At 70.6% G+C, this 20,947-nt stretch carries 11 protein-coding genes; 4 read left to right on the forward strand and 7 right to left on the reverse strand.

The features are described 5' to 3' along the window. Positions 1–283 precede the first annotated feature (283 nt). Together NOD94_RS24535 and NOD94_RS24540 are read left to right on the forward strand one after the other, a co-directional pair. A complete protein-coding gene (locus NOD94_RS24535) occupies positions 284–1,681 on the forward strand; it encodes a hypothetical protein (protein ID WP_281208245.1) in 1,398 nt (465 codons plus the stop codon). A gap of 155 nt (positions 1,682–1,836) precedes the next feature. Beyond that, positions 1,837–2,769, forward strand: coding sequence for an ROK family protein (locus NOD94_RS24540; protein ID WP_281208246.1), 933 nt, complete (start codon positions 1,837–1,839; stop codon positions 2,767–2,769). Positions 2,770–2,920: 151 nt separating this feature from the next. Here NOD94_RS24540 and NOD94_RS24545 read toward each other — a convergent pair whose 3' ends face one another. From NOD94_RS24545 to NOD94_RS24575, 7 genes are all read right to left on the reverse strand, one after another. Next, complete coding sequence (locus NOD94_RS24545; RefSeq protein WP_281208247.1) at positions 2,921–4,258, reverse strand: MFS transporter; 1,338 nt, start codon at positions 4,256–4,258, stop codon at positions 2,921–2,923. Between the two features lie 42 nt (positions 4,259–4,300). Further along, positions 4,301–7,090, reverse strand: a complete 2,790-nt coding sequence (locus NOD94_RS24550) for a LuxR family transcriptional regulator (protein ID WP_281208248.1) — start codon at positions 7,088–7,090, stop codon at positions 4,301–4,303. A gap of 221 nt (positions 7,091–7,311) precedes the next feature. Continuing rightward, the gene (locus tag NOD94_RS24555) at positions 7,312–8,736 is read right to left on the reverse strand and encodes a GAF domain-containing SpoIIE family protein phosphatase (RefSeq protein ID WP_281208249.1); all 1,425 of its coding nucleotides are present in this window, start codon (positions 8,734–8,736) and stop codon (positions 7,312–7,314) included. Between the two features lie 80 nt (positions 8,737–8,816). After that, entirely contained in the window at positions 8,817–9,200 is a 384-nt protein-coding gene (locus NOD94_RS24560; RefSeq protein ID WP_281208250.1) for a recombinase family protein, read from the reverse strand. Positions 9,201–9,524: 324 nt separating this feature from the next. Next, positions 9,525–10,556, reverse strand: a complete 1,032-nt coding sequence (locus tag NOD94_RS24565; RefSeq protein WP_281208251.1) for an ABC transporter permease — start codon at positions 10,554–10,556, stop codon at positions 9,525–9,527. Beyond that, on the reverse strand, positions 10,553–12,127 hold the full coding sequence (locus NOD94_RS24570) for a sugar ABC transporter ATP-binding protein (RefSeq protein ID WP_281208252.1): 1,575 nt from the start codon (positions 12,125–12,127) through the stop codon (positions 10,553–10,555). Before NOD94_RS24570 ends, NOD94_RS24565 begins: the two co-directional genes overlap by 4 nt. Positions 12,128–12,294: 167 nt before the next feature. After that, positions 12,295–13,347, reverse strand: coding sequence for a substrate-binding domain-containing protein (locus NOD94_RS24575; protein ID WP_281208254.1), 1,053 nt, complete (start codon positions 13,345–13,347; stop codon positions 12,295–12,297). A 1,666-nt stretch (positions 13,348–15,013) separates the two neighbouring features. Here NOD94_RS24575 and NOD94_RS24580 point away from each other — a divergent pair. Both NOD94_RS24580 and NOD94_RS24585 read left to right on the forward strand, forming a co-directional pair. Next, on the forward strand, positions 15,014–17,833 hold the full coding sequence (locus NOD94_RS24580) for a glycoside hydrolase family 2 TIM barrel-domain containing protein (RefSeq protein ID WP_281208255.1): 2,820 nt from the start codon (positions 15,014–15,016) through the stop codon (positions 17,831–17,833). Positions 17,834–18,112: 279 nt separating this feature from the next. Further along, positions 18,113–20,233, forward strand: coding sequence for an NPCBM/NEW2 domain-containing protein (locus NOD94_RS24585; RefSeq protein ID WP_348652351.1), 2,121 nt, complete (start codon positions 18,113–18,115; stop codon positions 20,231–20,233). Positions 20,234–20,947 lie beyond the last annotated feature (714 nt).

Here is a 20,947-nt window from a genome sequence, read left to right on the forward strand (position 1 = left end):
CGTGGTCGCGGACTGCCCCGTGGTGAACGTGGTACTGCCCGACCTGTCCGCGGTGCCCGTAAAACCGGCCGGGCCTGCCCCTGGACTCCCCGGCTCTCCTTCCGCCCGGATCGCGTGTGGCGGTACGCCGCAGATTCGGCTGTCGTGCCCTCCCACGCCCCCGGTCCGACCACAGAACGAATTTTCCACTGGAAGAAGCGGCACGCCGCCCGTTCGGCCTTGTGGTCAGATCACCGCACCTCAGAGAGCAGGCCCCCACCCCCCCCCAATTCGGAGGTCTTCCGTGAAACTGACCCACTCCCTCCGCACGGCCCTCGCCGGGTTCGTGCTCTCAGCAGCCGTCTGCGTGCCGGCCGCATCCCCCGCCGCGGCCCTCTCCACGGATGTCCGGCCCATCGACTGGAGCCAGCTCGGTTCCTACCCCGCCACCGACCCCGCCGGCGCGCGGACCAAGCAGATCCTCCAGAACAGCGCCCGCTATCTGATCGGCCCCAAGTACGCCTCCACGTACACCGCGTACGCCGCCGACGGCTACCTCAACCTGGGCGGCACCAACGAGGCCGCAATCCGCTACCCGGCGATGACCGCGCTCACCACGGCCACCGCGCTCAAGCTCAACGTGTACGACCCGCAGAACCTCTCCGCCGCCAACGCGACGATCCGCGAGATCAACCTCATCAGGACCATCGCCGCCCGCCACAAGGCCAACAACACCAACTCGGCCACTGCCTGGGGCTACGGCTGGCAGACCGCGCTGTGGACCTACTACGACGGACTGGCCGCCTGGCTCATGTGGGACCAGCTCTCCGAGTCCGACCGGACCAAGGTCACCGCGATGATCGTCGCGGAGGCCAACCGCCTCACCACCGGAAACGACGTCTACGCCGTCGGCACCAGCGGCCACCAGCTCTACATGACCCGCCGCGACGGTTCCGTGGTCACTCCCGGCGACAGCAAGGCTGAGGAGGACAACTGGAACGCCGCACTGCTCGGCCTGGCCGCCGGCATGATGCCGGAGCACCAGGATGCCGCGGCGTGGACGACCCGGAACAACCAGCTCCTGCTGGCCGCCGCCGCCCGTCCCGCGGATCTCACCCTGAACACCCCGATCAACGGCATCGTCCCCGCCACCTGGCTGAAGGGGACCAACATCAACGACGACGGGACCCTGGTCAACCACAGCATCGTCCACCCGCTCTACATGCTCGGGTTCGACCAGAGCCTGCACCAGGGCATGACGTACGGTCTCGCCGGCGAATGCGCCCCGGTCGTGGCCAAGCACAACGTCGATGTGGTGTACGACGCCCTCGTCGACAAGGGCTTCACCAAGGCGGACGGCTCCACCGCGACCATCTACCAGCCGGGTTCCGCCGCCATCTACTACCCCCAGGGCAACGACTGGGGCACCCAGTTCCCCGCCTACTTCGGCGCCTTCGACCTCGCGGTCTCCCTCTACGGCCAGGACAACCTCGCCTCCACCCCGGCATCCACCTGGGAGGCCCTGCACAACAACGCCCAGATCACGCTGCAGAACCGCTTCACCGACGGCCACACCTACGCCAACTCCTCCGAGAACAGCTACGGCGGAGCGGAGCAGCGCATCGGTTCCCTCGCCGCCCAGAGCTTCCTGAACCTCTATCTCGCGCGCAACACCACCGGCAACAAGGTTTGTTGGGCCTGACGCTCCACCCTGCCGTCGGTCGGCGGCATCCAATGAGCGCCTGCCGCCGGATACCGCCGATCGGGCGGTCGCCCGCTCCCCGGAGCGGACGACCGCCCCGATCTGTGCCACACCCGACACACATTCCCCTTCCCACCTCCCCGCCAGGAACAGCGATGCCCGAGACAACCGGCTCCAGCGAATGCGTGATCGCCCTCGACGTGGGCGGCACGGGAATGAAGGGAGCGCTCCTGGACCGTTCCCTGAGACCGCTCCTGACGCTCCGCCTGCCCACCCCACGGGCCGACGGCGCCGACGCCGTGGTCAAGGCCATCGCCGTCGCTCTGACGACACTCGCGCAACGGGCCGCCGAGGGCGGGCTCACGGTCCGCCATGCGGGGGTCGTCACCCCCGGCATCGTCGACGAGGACCGCGGGCTGGTGGTGTACGCGGCCAACCTCGGCTGGAGCGACCTGCCGCTCGCCGCCCTGATGCGGGAGCGCACCGGGCTCTCCGTCTCCGTCGGCCACGACGTGCGCGCGGGCGGCGAGGCCGAATACGCGCTCGGTGCCGCGCGAGGAAAGCGGGACGTCCTCTTCGTCGCCATCGGAACCGGAATAGCCACCGCCCTGGTCTGCGACGGTCGAACGGTACGGGCCGGGGGCTACGCCGGCGAGCTCGGTCACGTGGTTGTCGACCGCGACGGCCTCGACTGCGCCTGTGGCGCCCGCGGATGCCTGGAGACGGTGGCGTCCGCCGCGGCTGTCGCGGCCGGCTACAGCGCCCGGTCCGGTCGGCTGATCACGAGCGCTGCCGAGGTCGCGGCCCGGCTGCAACACGAGGACCGGGACGCGCTCGAAGTATGGGACCTCGCCACCGAGGCGCTCGCCTCTGCACTCGTGACCACCGCCACCCTGCTCGCCCCCGAGATGGTCGTCCTCGGAGGCGGCCTGGCCGAGGCCGGAGACCTTTTGCTGCACCCGCTCCGTGCCCGGCTCGACGAGCGGTTGACGTTCCAGCGGCGCCCGGAGGTCGTCCGTGCCGAACTCGGGGACACAGCCGGCTGCCTTGGCGCCGGGCTGCTCGCATGGCGCAGCACACCCGTCTGACCTGGGGCAGTGAGTGCACTTGCTCGTCCCTGGCGCGGTCACGGGAGGGCGACGCTGACGGGGACGGTCCGGTTGTGTGAGTCGGGGGTCTCCGCACCCGTGCGCAGGCCGCCCGTGCGCAGGTCGTGCAGGATTCTCGGCCGTATCGAGATCATCTGACCGACGTGAGGTCGGCTCCGGTGGTCTCAGGCAGCTTCCACAGGCAGGCCAGCGCCAGGACTCCCAGCGCCGCCCAGTACCAGCCGACCGGTGCCGCCGAGCCGTAGGCGTCGGTCAGCTTGGCCGCGACCAGCGGCGAGAGGGCCCCGCCCACGACCCCGCCCAGGTTGTACGTCAGCGCGACCGCCGTGTACCGCACCCTGGTCGGGAACAGCTCCGGAAGATAGGACGCCACGGGCCCGGCCCCGCATCCGAAGGCCGTCATCGCCCCTGTCAGCGCCAGAAGGATCAGCGGCCACCGCCCCGTCTCCAGAAGTGGGAAGAACACCAGCGCCCAAGCCGACCCCGCCACGACTGCCACCAGCAACATCCGCCGCCGCCCCGAAGCGTCGCTGCGCCGCGCGCTCACCAAGGTCGCCGCGATCGCCGCCAACGCGCTTGGCAGCAGCATGGACAGGAATACCGTGCTGGGGACGTCGAGCCACTTCGTCGCGTACGCCAGCGCATAGGTGGTGGTGAGATAGAACGCCGCGAAGCCCCCGGCGATCAGTCCACAGCCCAGCAGCACGCTCCGCCAGTGGCTGCGCAGTACCTCAACCGCCGGGGGCTGCTTGCGGACCTGCCCGGTTTGTGCTGTGAAAAGTGGCGTCTCCGCGATCCGAAGCCGCACGAACAAGCCCACCAGCACCATGACCGAGGACGCGAGGAAGGGCAAGCGCCACCCCCATTCGAGGAACGCCCGTTCATCCAGAAGGAATGTGAACGCCAAGAACACCCCTTGCGCGAGCATGAAGCCGATCATGGGCCCGAGCTGCAGAAATGCACCGTAGCGCCCTCGCTGCTCGGCTGGGGAGTGCTCTGCGATCAGCAGCGCCGCGCCCGTCCATTCCCCGGCGAGGCCCACTCCCTGACAAATCCGCAGCAGTACCAGGACCGCCGGCGCCCACCACCCCCACACCGCGAATCCGGGCAGCAGGCCGACCCCCACGGTGGCGAATCCCATCAGTGAAAGCGATGCCACCAAGGGCGCTTTACGTCCCAGTCTGTCGCCGAAGTGACCGAACAACACCGCCCCGACCGGCCGGGCGACGAATGCCACCGCATAAACTGACAGCGACGCCAGAAGCCTTCCTGCCGTGCCCAGCTCCGGAAAGAACACGTCGCCGAAAACGAGTGCCGCCGCCGCACCGTAGATGAAGAAGTCGTAGTACTCGATCGCCGTTCCGACCAGCGCCGCCGCGGCGACCTGACCCATTCGCGTCGCCTTCTGGCCATCCGGGCTGTCCATGCCGTCACCCTGACGATCGGCCGTCCCGGAGTCCAGCTCCATCGGGCGTGTTGGTGACCTTACGGAAGTGGGCGAGCGGGTGCGTCAGGAGACGTGGTCGCGGGTGGTGCGGAGTTTGCGGAGGACGTTGGCGACGTGGTGTTCGACGGTACGGGGGGACAGGGAGAGGCTGCGGGCGATGTCCTGGTTGGTGGCGCCGGTGGTGAGCAGGTCGGCGACTTCCTGTTCGCGGGGGGAGAGCTGGGTGCCGTAGCCGCGGCGGCCTCGGAGGTTGGGCCGGAGCTGGCCGGCGTCGCGGAGGGCTCGTTGGCAGCGGCCGGCGTCGGCGGTGGCGCCGAGGCGGGTGAAGGCGTCGAGGGCCTGTTGAAGGTGGGTGCCGGCGTGTCCGGGGCTGTGGGGCAGGAGTGTTCGGCCGGTGTGTTCGACAACGAGGGCGGCGTGGTAGACGCGGTCGAGGGCCTGGAAACGGATGCGGGCGTCCTCGAGGTGGCGGATGGCCGTCTCGGGGTCGGTGCTGGCGGCGAGCAGCCCGCGGCACCAGGCCACCTCGGCCCGGGCCCCGGGCGCATCGCGGCCTTCGACACCGTCGGACGCCTCGGCGATGAGCCGCTCGGCGTCGGTGCGAAGGTCACACGCCAGCGCGGCTTCGACGGCGACGGGCACCAGACCCGTCGCCCACGTCCAGTTCTGCTTTCGACGTGTCGCATCGATTCCCGGCCGGAGGGTGTTCCAGGCGGTGTGGGGGTCGCCTTCCAACAGGTCGATCCGCCCCACCGCCGCGATGCCGGACAGGTAGAGCGGTCCGAGTTCCTCCCTCATGAATTCGGCGCATCCCTCGCGCGCCCGCGCCCACTGGCCCCGTGCGATGTCCAGCCACGGGCGCACCATGAGAGCCAGACTGTGAAAGGGGTTGCGATCCGTGATCTGGCCGGCGAATGTCGCGGCCCTCTCGTCCAGGTCTGACCAGCGCCCTCCCGTGAAGTCCAGCCGAAGCCGGAGAGACCCGCAAATCACTACCCCGAGCTGATACCCGACACGGTGAGAGAGCGCCTCGGCGTCGTCGGCCATGGTGCGGCTGCGCTCGTCACCGCGCCAGAACGCGAGCTCCGCCGCATTGACCAGTGCCCGTGCGCACTGCCGTTGGACCGCCAGATCGGTGCTGCGGCGGGGGAACTGCTCGAGCAGTTCGTCCGCGAGCGGGTCTCCGAGAGCAGCGAGGAGGGTGATCCTGCTGGCCAGTACGGTGGCGTGCGCCACGGGATCGGTGGTGAGGGCCACCGTCTCCAGGGCCCGGTCCATCCACGCCAGTCCTTCGGCCGCCGGCACGTCGCTGATCACCCTCATGCCGATGGTGGCCATGGCGACGGCGGCCAGATCGGGGCGGCCGGCCAGCTCGTCCACCGCCCTCTCGAGTCCCGCCGTGCTCGATTGGGCGAGGGTCGTGGCGAGTCGGCCGAGGCTGAGGCGGATCTCGCCGAGGGTGGGGGTGGGCAGGGCCGGATCCGCCAGAATCTGTTCCAGGAGTGCCACGCTTGCCGTGGGGTCGGCCCGGTTGACCGCGATGCGGGCGAGGGCGAGGGCCGTGTGGGTGCGGTCCTCAACGGGCAGGGACGTTTCGGCGAGGAGCTGCTGCAGAAGGTCGGTGGCGATGCCGTCGTCACCGACCGCGACGGCCTGGTCGGCGGCGGCCAGGGCACGGGGGAGCCAGGCCCGGGTGTCGCCGAGCTGGCGGGTGTGGTGGGCGATCCGCACCAGCGGCGGCGGCTGCTGCTCGGACAGCGCGTCCACCGCCCGCCGGTGCAGTCTGAGCCGGCGGGGGCCAAGGATCCTGTCGTAAACCGCGCGGCGGGCCAGCACGTGCCGGAAGCCGTACCACCCGGGCGACGTCTCGCTCAGGACGCTGGCCTCCAGCGCAGCCTCCAGACCCGCCTCGGCCTGCTCCTCCTCCAGACCCGCCAGCGCCGCCAGGAGTTCCTCGCCGGCCGGTACGGCCAGGACGGCGGCGGCCTGCACCACCGCCACGGCCTCCGGGGCCAGAGCCGCGACCCGGCTGTTCAGCGCCTCCTGCAACGCCCGGGGCACCCCCATGTCCTCCAGGGCCTTCGCCCCGTCGGCCGGGGAACGGGCGAGCCGGTCGGCCACCGTCAGCAGGTCCTCCTCCGCCACCAGCGGAAGCCCCTGACTGCGCTCGAACAGGCTGCCGCCGAGCGCGGTGGCCGCGGCCGGCCCGATCACCGACACGGCGAGCTCTCGCACCTCACTCTCGGTGAACGGGCTGAGGGTGATCTCCGTGCCTCCGACGCCGACCGGCCGCCGGTACGGCGCGCCCAGCACATTCCCGCGCTCCGGCAGGTCCTCCGCCCGATAGGTCAGGACCAGCCGCAGATCCTGCGGAGGATTGCGGGCGAGCAGCAGCAGCAGGTCTCGTGTCGCCTCGTCCACCCAGTGCAGGTCCTCCACAGCGAGCACCACCGGCCCCAGCACCCCCAGGAGCTCGTGCACCGCCCGCATCAACCGCTGCGCGTCGCCTCCGGTCTCGGGGTCAGCAGTAGCACCCCGCCCGTCGGTCGGAAGCTGCCAGGCGACGGCCGGCAGATACGGTGCCAGCGCGGCGGTGGCGGCGCTGAGCTTCACCTGGGAGTCGAGGTGCAGGTCTACGGAGCGCAGCGCGTCGATGACCGGGCCGAACGGCAGCGGCTCACGCAACGGGTGGCACCCGCCCCACATCACGGTTGCGCTCTCCAGCCTGCCCGTGGCCTCCCGGAGGAGCCGGGACTTCCCGATCCCGGCCTCCCCCTTGACCAGCACCACCGACGGCCCCACCCGCAAGGCCTGCACCAGTGAGCGCAGCTCCTCCCGGCGCCCCACGAACATCAGGCCCGCCCGCACATCAGAGGCGGTCCGGCCCCTCCGCGACCCGGCCACAACCCACCACCACCTACGGAATGAGGATGCCTGAGCCCATTCACGCTACCCCGTGCCAGGCCCGCCAGCGACCCCCGGTCCTGCGGCCTGTAGGCGTCGGGTCCCCGGGTGTAGGCGGCGGCGAGGACGGTGACGACGAGGAGGCCGATACGGGCGACATTCGACCCTGATCACCGGTCCCACAAGGGTCTGACCTGCGAGGATGTGGGGCGTATCGGGCGACTGCCGACGGTGGTCCGCAGGCCCGGTCCGGTCCTCGCCGAACCGGACCCCGTTATCTCCCCGTGCGGTCGCGAGTACGTCCCTTCGAACGGAATCAGTGGCGTGCGCACCGCGAGGACGGCCAAGTCGTCGCGGCCGTCACTGGGCTGCTGGTCGGCCAAGGCGCGGCACAGGTCTTGGAGCGGCAGGTGGGAACAGGCCGCAGCAGTTTTCGCGACGGCGTCGAGCCCCGTGTCGATGGCGTCGTCGGGATGTTCGAACAGCCCGTCCGTGAACAGGATGAGTGTGGCACCACCGGGCAGCAGCCGGGCGTGGTCGGGCCGCGGCAGGTCGGCGTTCACGCCGAGAGGGATGCCAGGCTCTCCGTCCAGGTACTCGGCCTGGCCGTCCTTGTCGACCAGGAGTGGCGGCGGGTGACCGGCGGTGCTCCACCGGAGGGCCCAGCCGGTTGCGGCGGGTTCGATGCGGGCCAGGCAGGCGGTGGTGACGGGGTTGTCGGTGATCGCGTCGAGCGTGCGGTCGAGCCGGGCCAGCACCCCGCTGGGAAGGGTCCAGCTCTCGTACAGAAGCGCGCGCAGCATGTTCCGGGTCTGCGACATGGCGGCCGCGGCCTGCAGCCCGTGACCGAGCACGTCTCCGATGGCGAACGCGCAGGTGCCGTCGGGCAGCAACAGGGCGTCGTACCAGTCGCCGCCCACCTGGTCGGGCTTGGAAGCAGGGCGGTAGACGGCGGCCACCGAGAACGGGCTCAGGTCCGGCAGCCGGGGCAGGAGCAGCCGCTGGAAGTGCTCGGCATTGGCGCGCACCTGCGTATAGAGGCGAGCGTTCTCGATCGCGAGCCCGGCGGCTCCGGCGAGCGCGACCACGATCTCCTCGTCGTGGATGTCGAAGGGCTTGCCGTCCCGCCGCTCCGAGAGGTAGAGGTTCCCGTAGACCATGCCGCGCGCGGTGATGGCTACGCCGAGGAGGTTCTGCATCGGGGGGTGTCCCGGAGGGAAGCCGGTGGAGTCCGGGTGCGTGGGAATGCTCGCGGTCCTCAAGGGCTCGGGATGGCGGATGAGGTGTCCGAGCAGTCCGTGCCCGTGCGGGAGGTCGACGTCGGCCAGGTCCGCCAGCTCGCGCTCGCTCAGCCCCGCGGGGATGAACTCCGCCAGTTCCTCCCCTTCCTCCCCCAGAACCCCCAGCGCGCCGTAACGGGCATCCACCAGGTCCATGGCGGCGGTGATGATGCTCCGGAGCACGACGGGTAGTTCGAGTTCCCGGCCGACCGCCATCACTGCCTCCAGCAGATCCTGAAAGCGCCCTTGGGTCCGGGAGAGCTCACGCAGGCGGTCGACGATCGCGTCCATCTCACTGTCCAGGCGCCGTCCCATGTCGGGCAGACGGGGCTCCGGACCGCCCCGGTGCTGCTCCGGGCCTGGCTTCCGCGCCCGGTTCGCCGCCATGGACACGGTCAGGCTCCGGTGCGCATCACGGCCGGGGAATCCTGCCGACAGTGCCGGCCGTGCCCGGGCAGCTCCTCCACGCGGCAGCCCTGCGAGGTGATGCGGTCGACAATCCGGGCGGCCTCCTCGTCATCCAGGGCGAAGACGAACCACCCGGGCACCAGGACCACCGTGAACCACCCTTCGGCAACCAGAGCCAGCAGCTGCTCCAGGGCCGGCAGTGAGTCGTGGGACAGCCTCCCGTTGTCGAGGAAGACAAGCGGTTCCGGCCACCCCAGCCCGTGGGCGTGCTCCAGGAGGGCCGCCCTGTGGAGCTCCATCTGCCACACGTCGCGCGGGTAGCAGCGCAGGTAGACCGCGGTCCGGACAGTGGGGTCGGAGTGGAGAGACATCACGACATCTCCTCGCGGGGGCGGTGGAAGGGGTCTGGGGTGGCGATCCGGCAGTGCGCCCGATCACTGGTTTCAGGAAAGTCCTCGCACCGATAGGGGAACAATGCGGGCCCGCCCCCATTCATTGGAGGGAAGCGTGGGCGCGCTCGATCGCGGCGATCGAGACTCTCCTGGCCCGCCACGCCGACATCGCATGGTCCTGCGCCCAAATGCACTCCGTTCCCCTGGTCGGCTTGGGCGGCATCGGCCGGCAGGAAGATGCCGCCCAGTCTCCGGCCGGTCCGGGCCGTGCGACATCAGACGTTCTGACGCCGGGCCGAAGCGTCAGGCAGGGAGTCCGACGGCGCGATCGCCGGTGCGGCGCTGCTGGATGACGACGGCGACGACGAGGAGGGCGCCTTGGGCGACGTTCTGCCAGAAGGTGTTGATGCCCTGGACGGTGAGGCCGTTCTCCAGGCAGCCCAGCAGGGCGACGGCGAGGAGGGTGCCCCCGATGCCGCCCTTGCCGCCCTTGAGGGCCGCTCCGCCGAGGGCGGCGGCGGTGATGGCCTTGAGTTCCAGGCCCTCGCTGCCGGAGACGGGCTGTCCGCTGCCGGTGCGGGCAGTGAGGAGGATCCCGGCGATCGCGGAGACGATGCCGATCAGGACGTAGACGGCGATCAGGTACTTGTTGATGTTGATGCCGGCGAGCCGGGCGGCGGTGTCATTGCCTCCGACTGCGTACAGGTTGCGGCCGACGTCGGTGTACGTGAGCAGGACGTGGACGGCGGCGGCGGTGAGGATCAGGATCCAGACCATGACGGGCAGCGCGGCGATCTTGCCGCGGCCGAGGAAGACGAAGACGTCGTTGTTGAGGACGTAGCCCTGGGCGCGACCGTCGGAGAGGAGTTGGGCCAGGCCCTTGTAGGCGGCGAGGCCGGCGAGCGTGGCGATGGTGGGGTTGACGCGTCCGTAGACGATGACCAGGCCGTTGAGGAGACCGACGAGGATGCCGGTGCCGACGGCGGCGAGCATGCCGATGTAGGCGTTGGAGCCCGCCGAGGTGAAGGCCATGGCGGAGACGACGGAGGCGACGCCGGCTTGGGAGCCGACGGAGATGTCGAGGCCGCCGCAGATGATCACCACGGTCTGGACGATGGCGAGCAGGCCAGTGATGGTGGCGGCTTCGGCGATGACCTGCATGTTGCCGAGGCTGAGGAAGTTGTCGTTCAGGGCGCCGAACAGGGCCAGGACCACCACGAGGGCGCCGATGAGGCTCAGGTTCTGGCCTCCGACGGAGGCCAGAACCGCGAACCTGTCCCGGTCGGTGCTGTGGCGTGTCCCCTCTGCCACGGGGGTCTTGGTGGTGGTGCTCATGAAGGTGCTCCAGAAGTGAGGGCGGCGATGTCGTCGGCCATGGCTAGGTTGAGGACGGCTTCCTCGGTGGCCTGGTCGCGGGTGAGTTCGCCGGTGATGCGGCCGCTCTGCATGACGACGACACGGTCGGCGAGGCCGAGGACCTCGGGCAGTTCGGAGGAGATGACCAGGACGGCGACGCCTTCGGCGGCGAGGACGGCGATGATCCGGTAGATCTCGGCCTTCGCACCGACGTCGATGCCGCGGGTCGGCTCGTCGAGGATGAGGACCTTGGGTCTGCGGGCGAGCCAGCGGGCGAGGACGACCTTCTGTTGGTTGCCGCCGGAGAGTTTGCGGACCTCGTGCTCGATGGAGGGGGTGCGCACCCGCAGCCGGTCGGTGAACTCCTGCGCGAGGGCCCGCTCCGCACTGCGGCGTACGAACCGGAAGCGGCGCAGGCGTTCCAGGACGACCGTGGAGGTGTTGTCGCGGATCGAGCGGTGCAGGAACAGAGCCTGCGCCTTGCGGTCCTCGGGGGCGAGACCGAGGCCGGCGCGGATCGCGTCGCCGGGGCTGCCCGATCGCAGGGAGCGGCCGTCGAGGGTGACGCTGCCGGAGCGGATCGGCCGGTCGCCCGCGAGGGCGAGGGCGAGTTCGGAGCGTCCGGCGCCGATCAGCCCGGCCAGGCCGACGACCTCGCCGGCGTGGATCTGCAGGTCGACACCGGTGACGTGGTCGGTGGTGACGGCGCGCACGTCCAGGACCAGTCGGCCGGTGACGACGCGTTTGCGGGTGAACATGGCGGACAGGTCGCGGCCCACCATCAGCCGCACCAGGTCGCCCTCGGTGGTGGTGGCCGCGTCCTGCACGCCGACGAGCGCGCCATCACGCAGGACGGCTATACGGTCGGCGAGTTGGAAGATCTCCTGCATCCGGTGCGAGACGTAGACGACGGCGATGCCGTCGTCGCGCAGCCGCCGGATGAGGGCGAACAGGGCGTCGACCTCGCACTCGGACAGCGAGGAGGTCGGCTCGTCGAAGGCGATCAGCTTCGCTTCGCCGGTCAGCGCTCGCAGGATCTCCACCAGTTGGCGCTGCGCGGGAGTGAGCTGCGAGCCGAGCAGGTCCGGGTCCAGGACCTTGTCGAAGCCCAGGCGCTCCAGGTCCTCGGTGATCCGTCGGCGCAGCTCGGCCCTGTCCAGGCGCCGCCCGGCTCTGCGGGGCAGGGAGCCGGCGTAGACGTTCTCGGCGACCGAGACGTGCGGGATGATCTCCGGCTCCTGCGGAATGATCCAGATGCCAGCCCGGCGGGCCTCGGTCGGCGCCGCAAATCGAACTGCCTGACCGGCCATCAGTACATTTCCTGAGCTCGGCTGATGGTCACCGGTGAGGATCTTCAGCAGAGTGGACTTCCCTGCGCCGTTCTCCCCCATGAGGGCGGTGACCTGACCGGCCGGGAAGTCGAGGGTGACGCCCTCCAGGGCCCGCACCGCGCCGAACCGCTTGTAGAGGTCCCGTACACCGGCGCTGCCGATGGAATGCGGGGCGGCGGGCGGTCGGGGGTTCGGACTCGTGTCGCGAGGTCTGCTCATCGTGGTCGCCTTCGGTCGTACGGGAGGGTCCGACGGGTCGAGAGGACGTCAGTCGAAGGGAGGTCGGAGTCGTGGCAGGCGGGCCCGCTCGCGCCGGCGCGAGCGGGTGGTGCCTCCAGCCCAGGCGATGCGGGTAGCCGGGGCCGGAGGAGATTCGGGGAGGGGGGTCAGCTGCAGGTGACGCCGGCGGACTTCCAGGTGGTCGCGTCGACCATGGTGGTCGGGGCGAACGCCTCCTTCGGGAACTCCGTGCCGTTCTTGAGCTTGTCGTACATGGTCTGGACGGCCAGCGCGCCGACGTCCTTGCCGTTGATGAACAGCGCGGCCTTCATGCCCGACGGCTTGCCGGAGCCCCAGTTCTTGCACGCCAGATACGCGCCCAGACCCACGCCGATGACGCGGTCCGCGCCGATGCCTGCGTTCTCCAGCGCCGTGACGCCGCCCTGCACGTTCTCGTCGTTGCAGCCCCACACCACCCAGTTCTTCACACCCGGGTTGGCGGTGACCGTCGCGGCGATCTTGTCCTGGGCGCCGGTCGGCGTGTTGTCGGTGGCCACGTCGATGTTCTGGACACCCGGCGCGACCGCGCCGAACGCCTCCTTCGCCGCCTTCACCCGGTCGCCGCAGACCGTGACGTCCTGCTTCCACGCCGAGATCGTGCGGGTCTCCGCCGGGTTCCAGTCGGCCTTCTTGAACTCCTCCGCCGCGCGCTTGCCGACCTCGCCACCCATCTGCGCGCCGGAGAAGCCGATGCGGGGGACGAGGTTGTCCTTGGCGCAGACCGACGGGTCCGGACCGTTGCTGCAGATCTGGTCGTCCGAGGTCAGCAGCGCCACCTTCGCGTCCTTCGCGGCCTGCACGACCTGCGGCCCGACCGCCGGGTCCGGCACGACGATGATCAGGCCCTTGGACGCCTGCGCGACCGCGGCCTGGACCTCGCTGATCGTCTTGTTGGCGTCGTTGCCGAGGTTCACCACCTTCAGGTCGACGCCCAGCTCCGCGGCCTTGGCCTTCGCCCCGGCGGCCTCGCCGACGAAGTACTCCTGGTCGCCCTGCTTCTGCAGATAGGTCATCGAGATCTTGCCCTCGACCTTCGCCACCGGGGCGTCACCCCCGGAAGAGGCCTCCTGGCCGGTCGAGCACGCGGCGGTCAGACCGAGAGCGAGCAGCAGACTCGCTGCGGCGGGGGTACGGCCGGTGCCACCAACGGAACGAAACATGGGGATCTCCTTCGAAACCGCACCCGCCGACGAGGGCGGAACCGGATGCGGGACACAGGTTCAGGGGTGCAAGGCAGGACCGCGGACCCTGGAGAGGTCGAGTGCTGTTCAACGTCGGACTCACGCCGAAGGCGGATTCGAATCCAACGCGAAGCACCAAATGCGAACAGGTTCAAACGCGGCGGGGATATGAGACTCTGCTTCGGAATCCACATCAAGGGCCCGTTCGCGTCGAGGCCACGCTGCCACGTGTCGCCCCCGCCCGGAGGGAGCCCCGCTCGGGCCACGGTCCGCCGGACGCAGGCACAACCACCCCTGCCGGGTCAAAACAGCGGTAGGGAAATGCCTCTGACGGCCCGTCCGGGCAGATCGAAGTCGAGCGGTTTCGTGCCCGCTTGACCGCTGGTCAGCGGTACGGACGTGGAGAGCGTGGGGGATCGACGCATGCCGGCTGGACAGTTCGGGCCCTGAGGACGGTGTTCGTCACGGCTGCACTCCTGACTGGTGGGGAGCAAAAACGTAGGCCTGGCGACTGATCAAGTCAAGAGATATTGCTCATATGACCCTCCGTGATCCGATTCCGATCATTCGATCGCTTCTAGATCAAGTGCGGATCAGTCAGTGCGCGGCGACATCGCGTCAGGACGCCACTGTCGAGACCGGGTCAAGGGCGCCGCCCCGCGAAGCCATCAGGGGCGGGGATCACGGTCGACCGTGATGATCCACGAGTCACGCGAGGTCTAGACCATTGGTTGCGACAACCTAACAGCCGGCCGCCTCTCCCTGGACGCCGCACCGCACGGCGAACCGGCCTACCACCGCCCCCACCTGCACGGACACCTCGCCCATGAGGGTTCTCGGCCACACCCGTGTCGACGGGCAGAGCGCCAGCGAGAGGACATCGGAGTCGAACACGCTCCTTCCGCACCACTGCCCGCGGTGCTACGTTCGTCACCACCAACCCGGATCACCCGCACTGACTTGACGTATCGTCAGGCCTGGTAGCACATCGGGCGGGGTCATCCGACAGGCCGTCCCGCCCATTTCCGCCGGAGCAATCCTGCTGCCACAGTTCTCCGGCCCCGCTGCTGGCGCCGTGATCCAGGACCGCCTCACCACCCGCCGTGGCGGGCTCCGCTCGCACCACGTCGGATCCACTCCCCACTCCTCGCTACTTCTCGGCATGGGATCGGCACGACCCGCCGATGTCCCCGCCGACCCGTCGCCGCGGCCCCGCCCGCGGCGATGAGGCAGCACACGCACCACGTTCACGGCGCATGTCGAGAGTGCCGCGGGTCTTCCCGGACGATCCGGTCCGGGCAGACCCGCGGGTATCGCTCCGCCGCCGACCGCACCCGGGCCGAGCCGCCGCCCTACCGGGCCGACGTGCGCCCACCGGGTGCTTCCTCGCGGGCCGCGCTTCGGCAGCCCCGGGCGCTTGCCGCAGCCGGCAACGGCGGCCCGCAACCCGGTGCCGTGTAGTTGTCGCCGGTGATTCCCCTGCCCGACCGCCCTCGGTCGTCCGAGCAGCCGCACCGACCGCCACCGGTCGTCCGGAGCCCCGTTCGGCAAGCCGCTGTACGAACGGGCCCTCGAACGCCCTGTGCGTCAATCCCCACATCCGCACGACGACATCGGCGGCAACGCCGGAGCAAGGAGGACCACCATGTCCGACCCCTTCGACAGACGGCACTTCCTGATCCTGTCCGCCGCCGCTGCGACGCCCGTGCTGCTGGGGCTCTCGACAACACCGGCCGCCGCTGCACCGGCCTCCCCGGCCGACCATCAGCAGTTCGAGGCCGCGCCGAGCCCGCGCGCGGAGCTCGGCCTCAACAACGGCTGGCGCTTCAAGCGCGGCGATGCGGCGGGAGCGGAACGGCCCGACTTCACCGACGGCCAGTGGGAGACGGTCGACGTGCCGCACGCGGTGCGGCTGGAACCGGTCGACGTCGGCGGCCGCAACTACCGCGGAATCGCTTGGTACCGGCGGCACTTCGTCGCAGACCCGGCGTACCGGGGGCGCCGGGTGTTCGTCCGGTTCGAAGGCGCGATGCAGGTCACCCGGGTCTGGCTCAACGGTGCGCTGCTGGGCGAGCACCAGGGCGGGTTCACTCCGTTCGTCTTCGACATCACCGACCGGCTGGTGATCGGGGCCGAGAACGTCCTGGCCGTACGGCTGGACAACACCGACAACCCGCTGGTCCCACCCGGCAAGCCGCAGGCAGGGATGGACTTCGACTACCTCGGCGGCCTCTACCGCGAGGTGACCCTGACGGTCGTCGACCCACTGCACGTCAGCGATCCGGTCTTCGCGGGCAAGGTCGCGGGCGGCGGGGTGTTCGTGACGACTCCGGTGGTGACGCCGGCCTCGGCGTCTGTCGCGGTCACGACGGATGTGCGCAACGACGCGGCGGCGGCCGCGGAAGCCGCCGTGGTCTCCACGATCGTCGACGCGTCCGGCCGGGTGGTGGCGACGGCCACCGCCACGACTACCGTGCCGGGCGGCGGGGACCGTACCGTCACCCAGACTCTGACCGTCGCGGCGCCGGCTCTCTGGTCACCCGACAGCCCGGCCCTGTACGCGCTCCACACCGAGATCCACCGCGCGGGCATCGCGGTCGACCGCGTCACCACCCGGTTCGGCATCCGCACCCTCGCCTGGACGAAGACCGAGGGATTCGCCCTCAACGGCCGACCGCTGCTGATCAACGGCACCAACCGCGGCCACCAGGAGTACCCCTACGTCGGCTTCGCCGCGCCGGCCGCGCAGCAGCGCAGGGACGCCCGGCTGATCAAGGAGAGCGGCGCCAACTTCGTCCGCTCCGGCCACTACCAGCCGCACCCGGCGTTCCTCGACGCCTGCGACGAACTCGGCCTGATGGTCATGGACTCCATCCCCGGCTGGCAGTACTGGAACGCCGACCCGAAGTTCCGGGAGAACTCGTACAACGACACCCGCATCATGATCAGACGCGACCGCAATCACCCCAGCGTCGTCCTGTGGGAGGTCTCGCTCAACGAGACCGCGGTGCCCGACGACTACTCCCGCCAGCAGGTGGCGATCACCCATGCCGAGTACCCCGGCGGCCAGGGCTTTGCCTACGGCGGCAACACCACCAACACCGGCACCATCTTCGACGTGCAGAACGCGCACACCCCCACCGACGGGCCCGCCGCCCTGATCTTCCGGGAGTACGGCGACTGGAGCTTCGGCGGCGAGAACAGCACCTCGCGGTCCACCAGAGCCGACGGCCAGGAGGCCATGCTGCTGGCCGCGGCCAACAAGCAGCAGTCCTACAGCGAGCTCCTCGTACCCGGGCGCTGGCCCGGTGCCACCCTCGCCGGCATCGCAACCTGGTCGGCGGTCGACTACAACCGCGGGCTCAACCAGCGGACCTGCTACTCCGGCCTGGTCGACCTCTTCCGCATCCCCAAGTTCGTCCACTACTTCTACCAGTCCCAGCGCGACCCGGCCCTCGTCCGAACCGACGTGGACTCCGGGCCGATGGTTCACATCGCGCACTGGTGGCGCAGCCCGTACACCAACGGTACCCAGGGAACCCGTCTCGGCCAGTTCACCTACACCGGCTTCTGGCGGTCCATCGGCCAGCGAAACGCCTTCACCAACACCCTCGGCAACCGTGTCACGCTGAGGTTCCGTGGCAACCGGATCAGGCTGCACGGCACCGTCAACCACCTCAACGGCATCGGTGCGGTCTCCGTCGACGGCGGCCCGGAGGTCGACGTCGACTACTACAGTCCCGCCTTCGTCGACGACCGCACCGTCTGGACCAGTCCCCCACTCGTCCAGGGCGACCACACCCTGACGCTGCGGGTGACCGGCCGCAAGAACCCCGCGAGCGCCGACACCTGGGTCTCCCTGGTCGGCGCCGAAGTCACCTCCACCACCCGGGTGCCCGAGCAGATCAAGGTCTTCTCCAACTGCGACCGCATCCGCCTCTTCCTCGACGACACCCTGCTGGAGGAGCGCTCGCCCGACAGCGGCCCCTGGACAGCCCACATCCCTCACCCGCCCTTCACCTTCGCCGTCCCCGGCGGCCATGCCCCCGGCGCCCTGCGCGCCGACGGGGTGATCGGCGGACGCGTGGTCGCCTCGCACACCGTCCGCACCCCCGGCCGGGCCGAGCAGCTCGTCGTCGACGTCGACCTGCCCGAAGGAAGGCTGGTGGCCGATGGGGTCGAGTTCGCCGTCGTGCGGGCCTCGATCGTCGATGCGGCCGGCACCATCTCCCCGGTCACCGGGGAGCGGGTCACCTTCGCGGTCAGCGGCGCCGGCCGACTCGTCGGCACTTCCACCATCGGGGCCAACCCGGTACCCGTCCAGGCCGGAATCGCGGCAGCCCTGATCCGCTCGACCCACCAGGCCGGGAGCGTCACCGTCACCGCCACAGCTGCCGGACTCACCGCCGGCCGCACGACCTTCCGGACCGTTCCCGCCACCGCGGTCTCCGTGCCCACCCTCTGACCCGGCGGCCTCTGCTCCCGCCGACCGCCTTCGACGGTCGGTGGGCCGGGGGGAACCCGGAGCAATCGTGTCCTGGCCCCGGCGACGGGCGGCCCCGCCCGTCGCCCGCCTCCGGGCTACGGAAGCCCCCCCACGTTGGCCGCCCGAGCCTTCGGCTCGCCGACCGCCCCCACTCGCCGAGGAGCACCCCGGTTTCCGCTGCGGCAGCAGGTGCGCCTGCCCCCGACAGCTGTCCCACCACTGTTTCCCACAGCACCGCCGACCCACAGGAGATGCCCCATGCCGTCCCGCACAACGTCCTGGCTCCGCAGATCGCTCTCGGCGCTCACCTCGTTCGCGCTGCTGGCCGGCGGCGCGGCGCTGACCGCGACCGTCCAGCTGGCGGTCGCACCACCGGCGCTGGCCTTGGACAACGGCCTCGCTCTCACCCCGCCGATGGGCTTCAACAACTGGAACTCCACCCACTGCCGGGCCGAGTTCAACGAAGCGATGGTCAAAGGCATCGCCGACCTCTTCGTCAGCAAGGGCCTCAAGGAGGCCGGCTACCAGTACGTCAACCTCGACGACTGCTGGGCACTTCCCGCCCGCGACGCCTCCGGCAACCTGGTGCCCGACCCGGTGCGGTTCCCCAACGGCATCAAGGCCGTCGCCGACTACGTGCACGCCAAGGGCCTGAAGTTCGGCATCTACTCCAGCGCCGGCACCAAGACCTGCGACCCCCTGGGATTCCCCGGCGGACTCGGCCACGAACAGCGGGACGCCAATCTCTGGGCTTCCTGGGGCGTGGACTACCTCAAGTACGACAACTGCAACAACCAGGGCGTGGACGCCAAACTCCGCTACACGACCATGCGCGACGCGCTCAAAGCCACCGGTCGGCCGATCCTGTTCAGCATCTGCGAGTGGGGCGCCAACCAGCCGTGGAACTGGGCGTCACCGGTCGGGAACGCCTGGCGCACCACCGGTGACATCAACGACACCTGGGCCACCATGATCAGGATCGCTCACCGCAACCAGCAGTTCGCCGCCGCTGCGAAGCCCGGCGCCTGGAACGACCCGGACATGCTGGAGGTCGGCAACGGCGGCATGACCGACACCGAGTACCGCACCCATTTCAGCCTCTGGGCCCAGATGGCCGCCCCGCTGCTGATCGGAACCGATCTGCGGACCGCGAGCGCCGCGACCTTCGACATCCTGACGAACAGGGACGTCATAGCCGTCGACCAGGACCCGCTCGGCCGACAGGGCACCGTGGTCTCCTCAGCGGCCGACAAGGTCGTGATGTCCAAGCCCCTGGCGGACGGCAGCCGTTCGGTCACCCTGACCAACGAGGGCACCACCGCCGCCACCATCTCCACCACCGCCCAGGCGGCCGGTCTCGCCGGGGCACCCTCGTACACCGTCAGAGACCTGTGGACCAAGCAGATCAGCACCACGGCCGGTGCCATCAGCGCCACCGTGCCCCCGCACGGCACCGTGATGCTCCGGGTCACCGCCGGTGGTGCGCCGAAGGCCGGGATGAACCGGCTCGGCGACCTGGCCTGGGCCGCCGCCACCAACGGCTGGGGCCCCGTCGAGCACGACCGCAGCAACGGCGAGACCGGCACCGCCGACGGCCGCCCGCTCACCGTTCGGGGAACCGTCTACGGCCGGGGTCTGGGCGTGCATGCCGGCAGCGACATCTCCTACCGCCTCGGCGGCACCTGCCGGAACATCACCGTGGACGTGGGGGTGGACGACGAGGTGAACGGGCGCGGCTCCGTCGTCTTCCAGATCTGGAAGGACGGCACCAAGGTCGCCGACAGCGGCGTTCTGACTGGCCGCGACCCGGCCAAGCGGCTCACGGCGGACTTGGCCGGCGCGGCTACCCTGCGCCTGGTGGTCACCGCCGCCGGCGACGGGATCGGCCACGACCACGCGGACTGGGCCGACCCCGGGCTGGCCTGCGGCGCCGGTCCGGGGGCCGGCACCCACCAGCTGGGCGACCTGGCTTGGTCCGCCGCCACCAACGGCTGGGGCCCCGTCGAGCGCAACCGCAGCAACGGAGGGACCGGCGCCGCCGACGGCCGCCCGCTCACCGTCCAGGGAGCCGCCTACGCCAAGGGGCTCGGGGTCCACGCCCGCAGCGAGATCACGTACTACCTCGGCGGCGACTGCACCGCGCTCCGCACCGATGTGGGCGTGGACGACGAGGCCAAGGCCGGGGGTTCCGTGGTGTTCCAGATCTGGAAGGACGGCAGCAAGGCTGCCGACAGCGGCCCGCTCACCTATCGGGACCAGGCGAGGAGGCTGACGGCGGACCTGACCGGCGCGCTCGAACTGCGCCTGGTGGTCACCGACGGCGGCGACGGCACGGCCTGGGACCACGCGGACTGGGCCGCACCGCAGCTGGCCTGCTGAGGCAGGCCGACCCGAGCGGTGGCCGCGGCTGATCCGCAGGCCGGCCGGGGCCCGGCGCGAAGGCCTCCCCAATCCCCCGCGTCCCGACCGCTCCCACCTCGTGCAAGACCTCGGCCCGGCCCGCCCACCGGCGGCCGGGCCGAGGTGTCGCCGCTTCGCACCGAGGCCCGGTCCGGGTGGGGCCGCACCTGGCCGGCGGCCTGCCGCCCCGTACCCGTCGTTCCCCTAGCGACTGTCCGAAGCGTGCCCGAACCCGTACTCCCTGGCGGTGGATCCGACCGGGCCACGGCCTTGCTGTCGGACCCGGCCGGGCCGAGCGTCTGGACGGCTTCGGACCGGGTCTGCGCTGGGCTGCGGCGTGCCTTCGGCCTCCTCATCCACGAGTCGGACTGGTACGTGCTGCGACCGGCACCAGTCCCAAGGACTACCTCCTGCGTCGAAAGATCGAGCGTGCCCGGGAGTGGCTGGCCGCGGAGCCCGGTGCGAGTGTCACCACCATCGGGCACCTGCGGGTTCTCCTCCTCCCACAACTTCGCGCGGATCTACAGCCGCTACCGGCTCGAGGCCCCCCTCCGCGATACGTACGGAGCAGGCTCTCCCGACGGACGAGCAGACGCGCTGACCCGTCGGCCCGACCGGGGGGGGGGGGGGGGGGGGGGGCGGGGGGGGGGGGGGGGGGGGGGGGGGGGGGGGGGGGGGGGGGGGGGGGGGGGG

The sequence above is a fragment of the Streptomyces sp. Isolate_45 genome, assembly GCF_024721315.2.
Classification (GTDB): domain Bacteria; phylum Actinomycetota; class Actinomycetes; order Streptomycetales; family Streptomycetaceae; genus Streptomyces.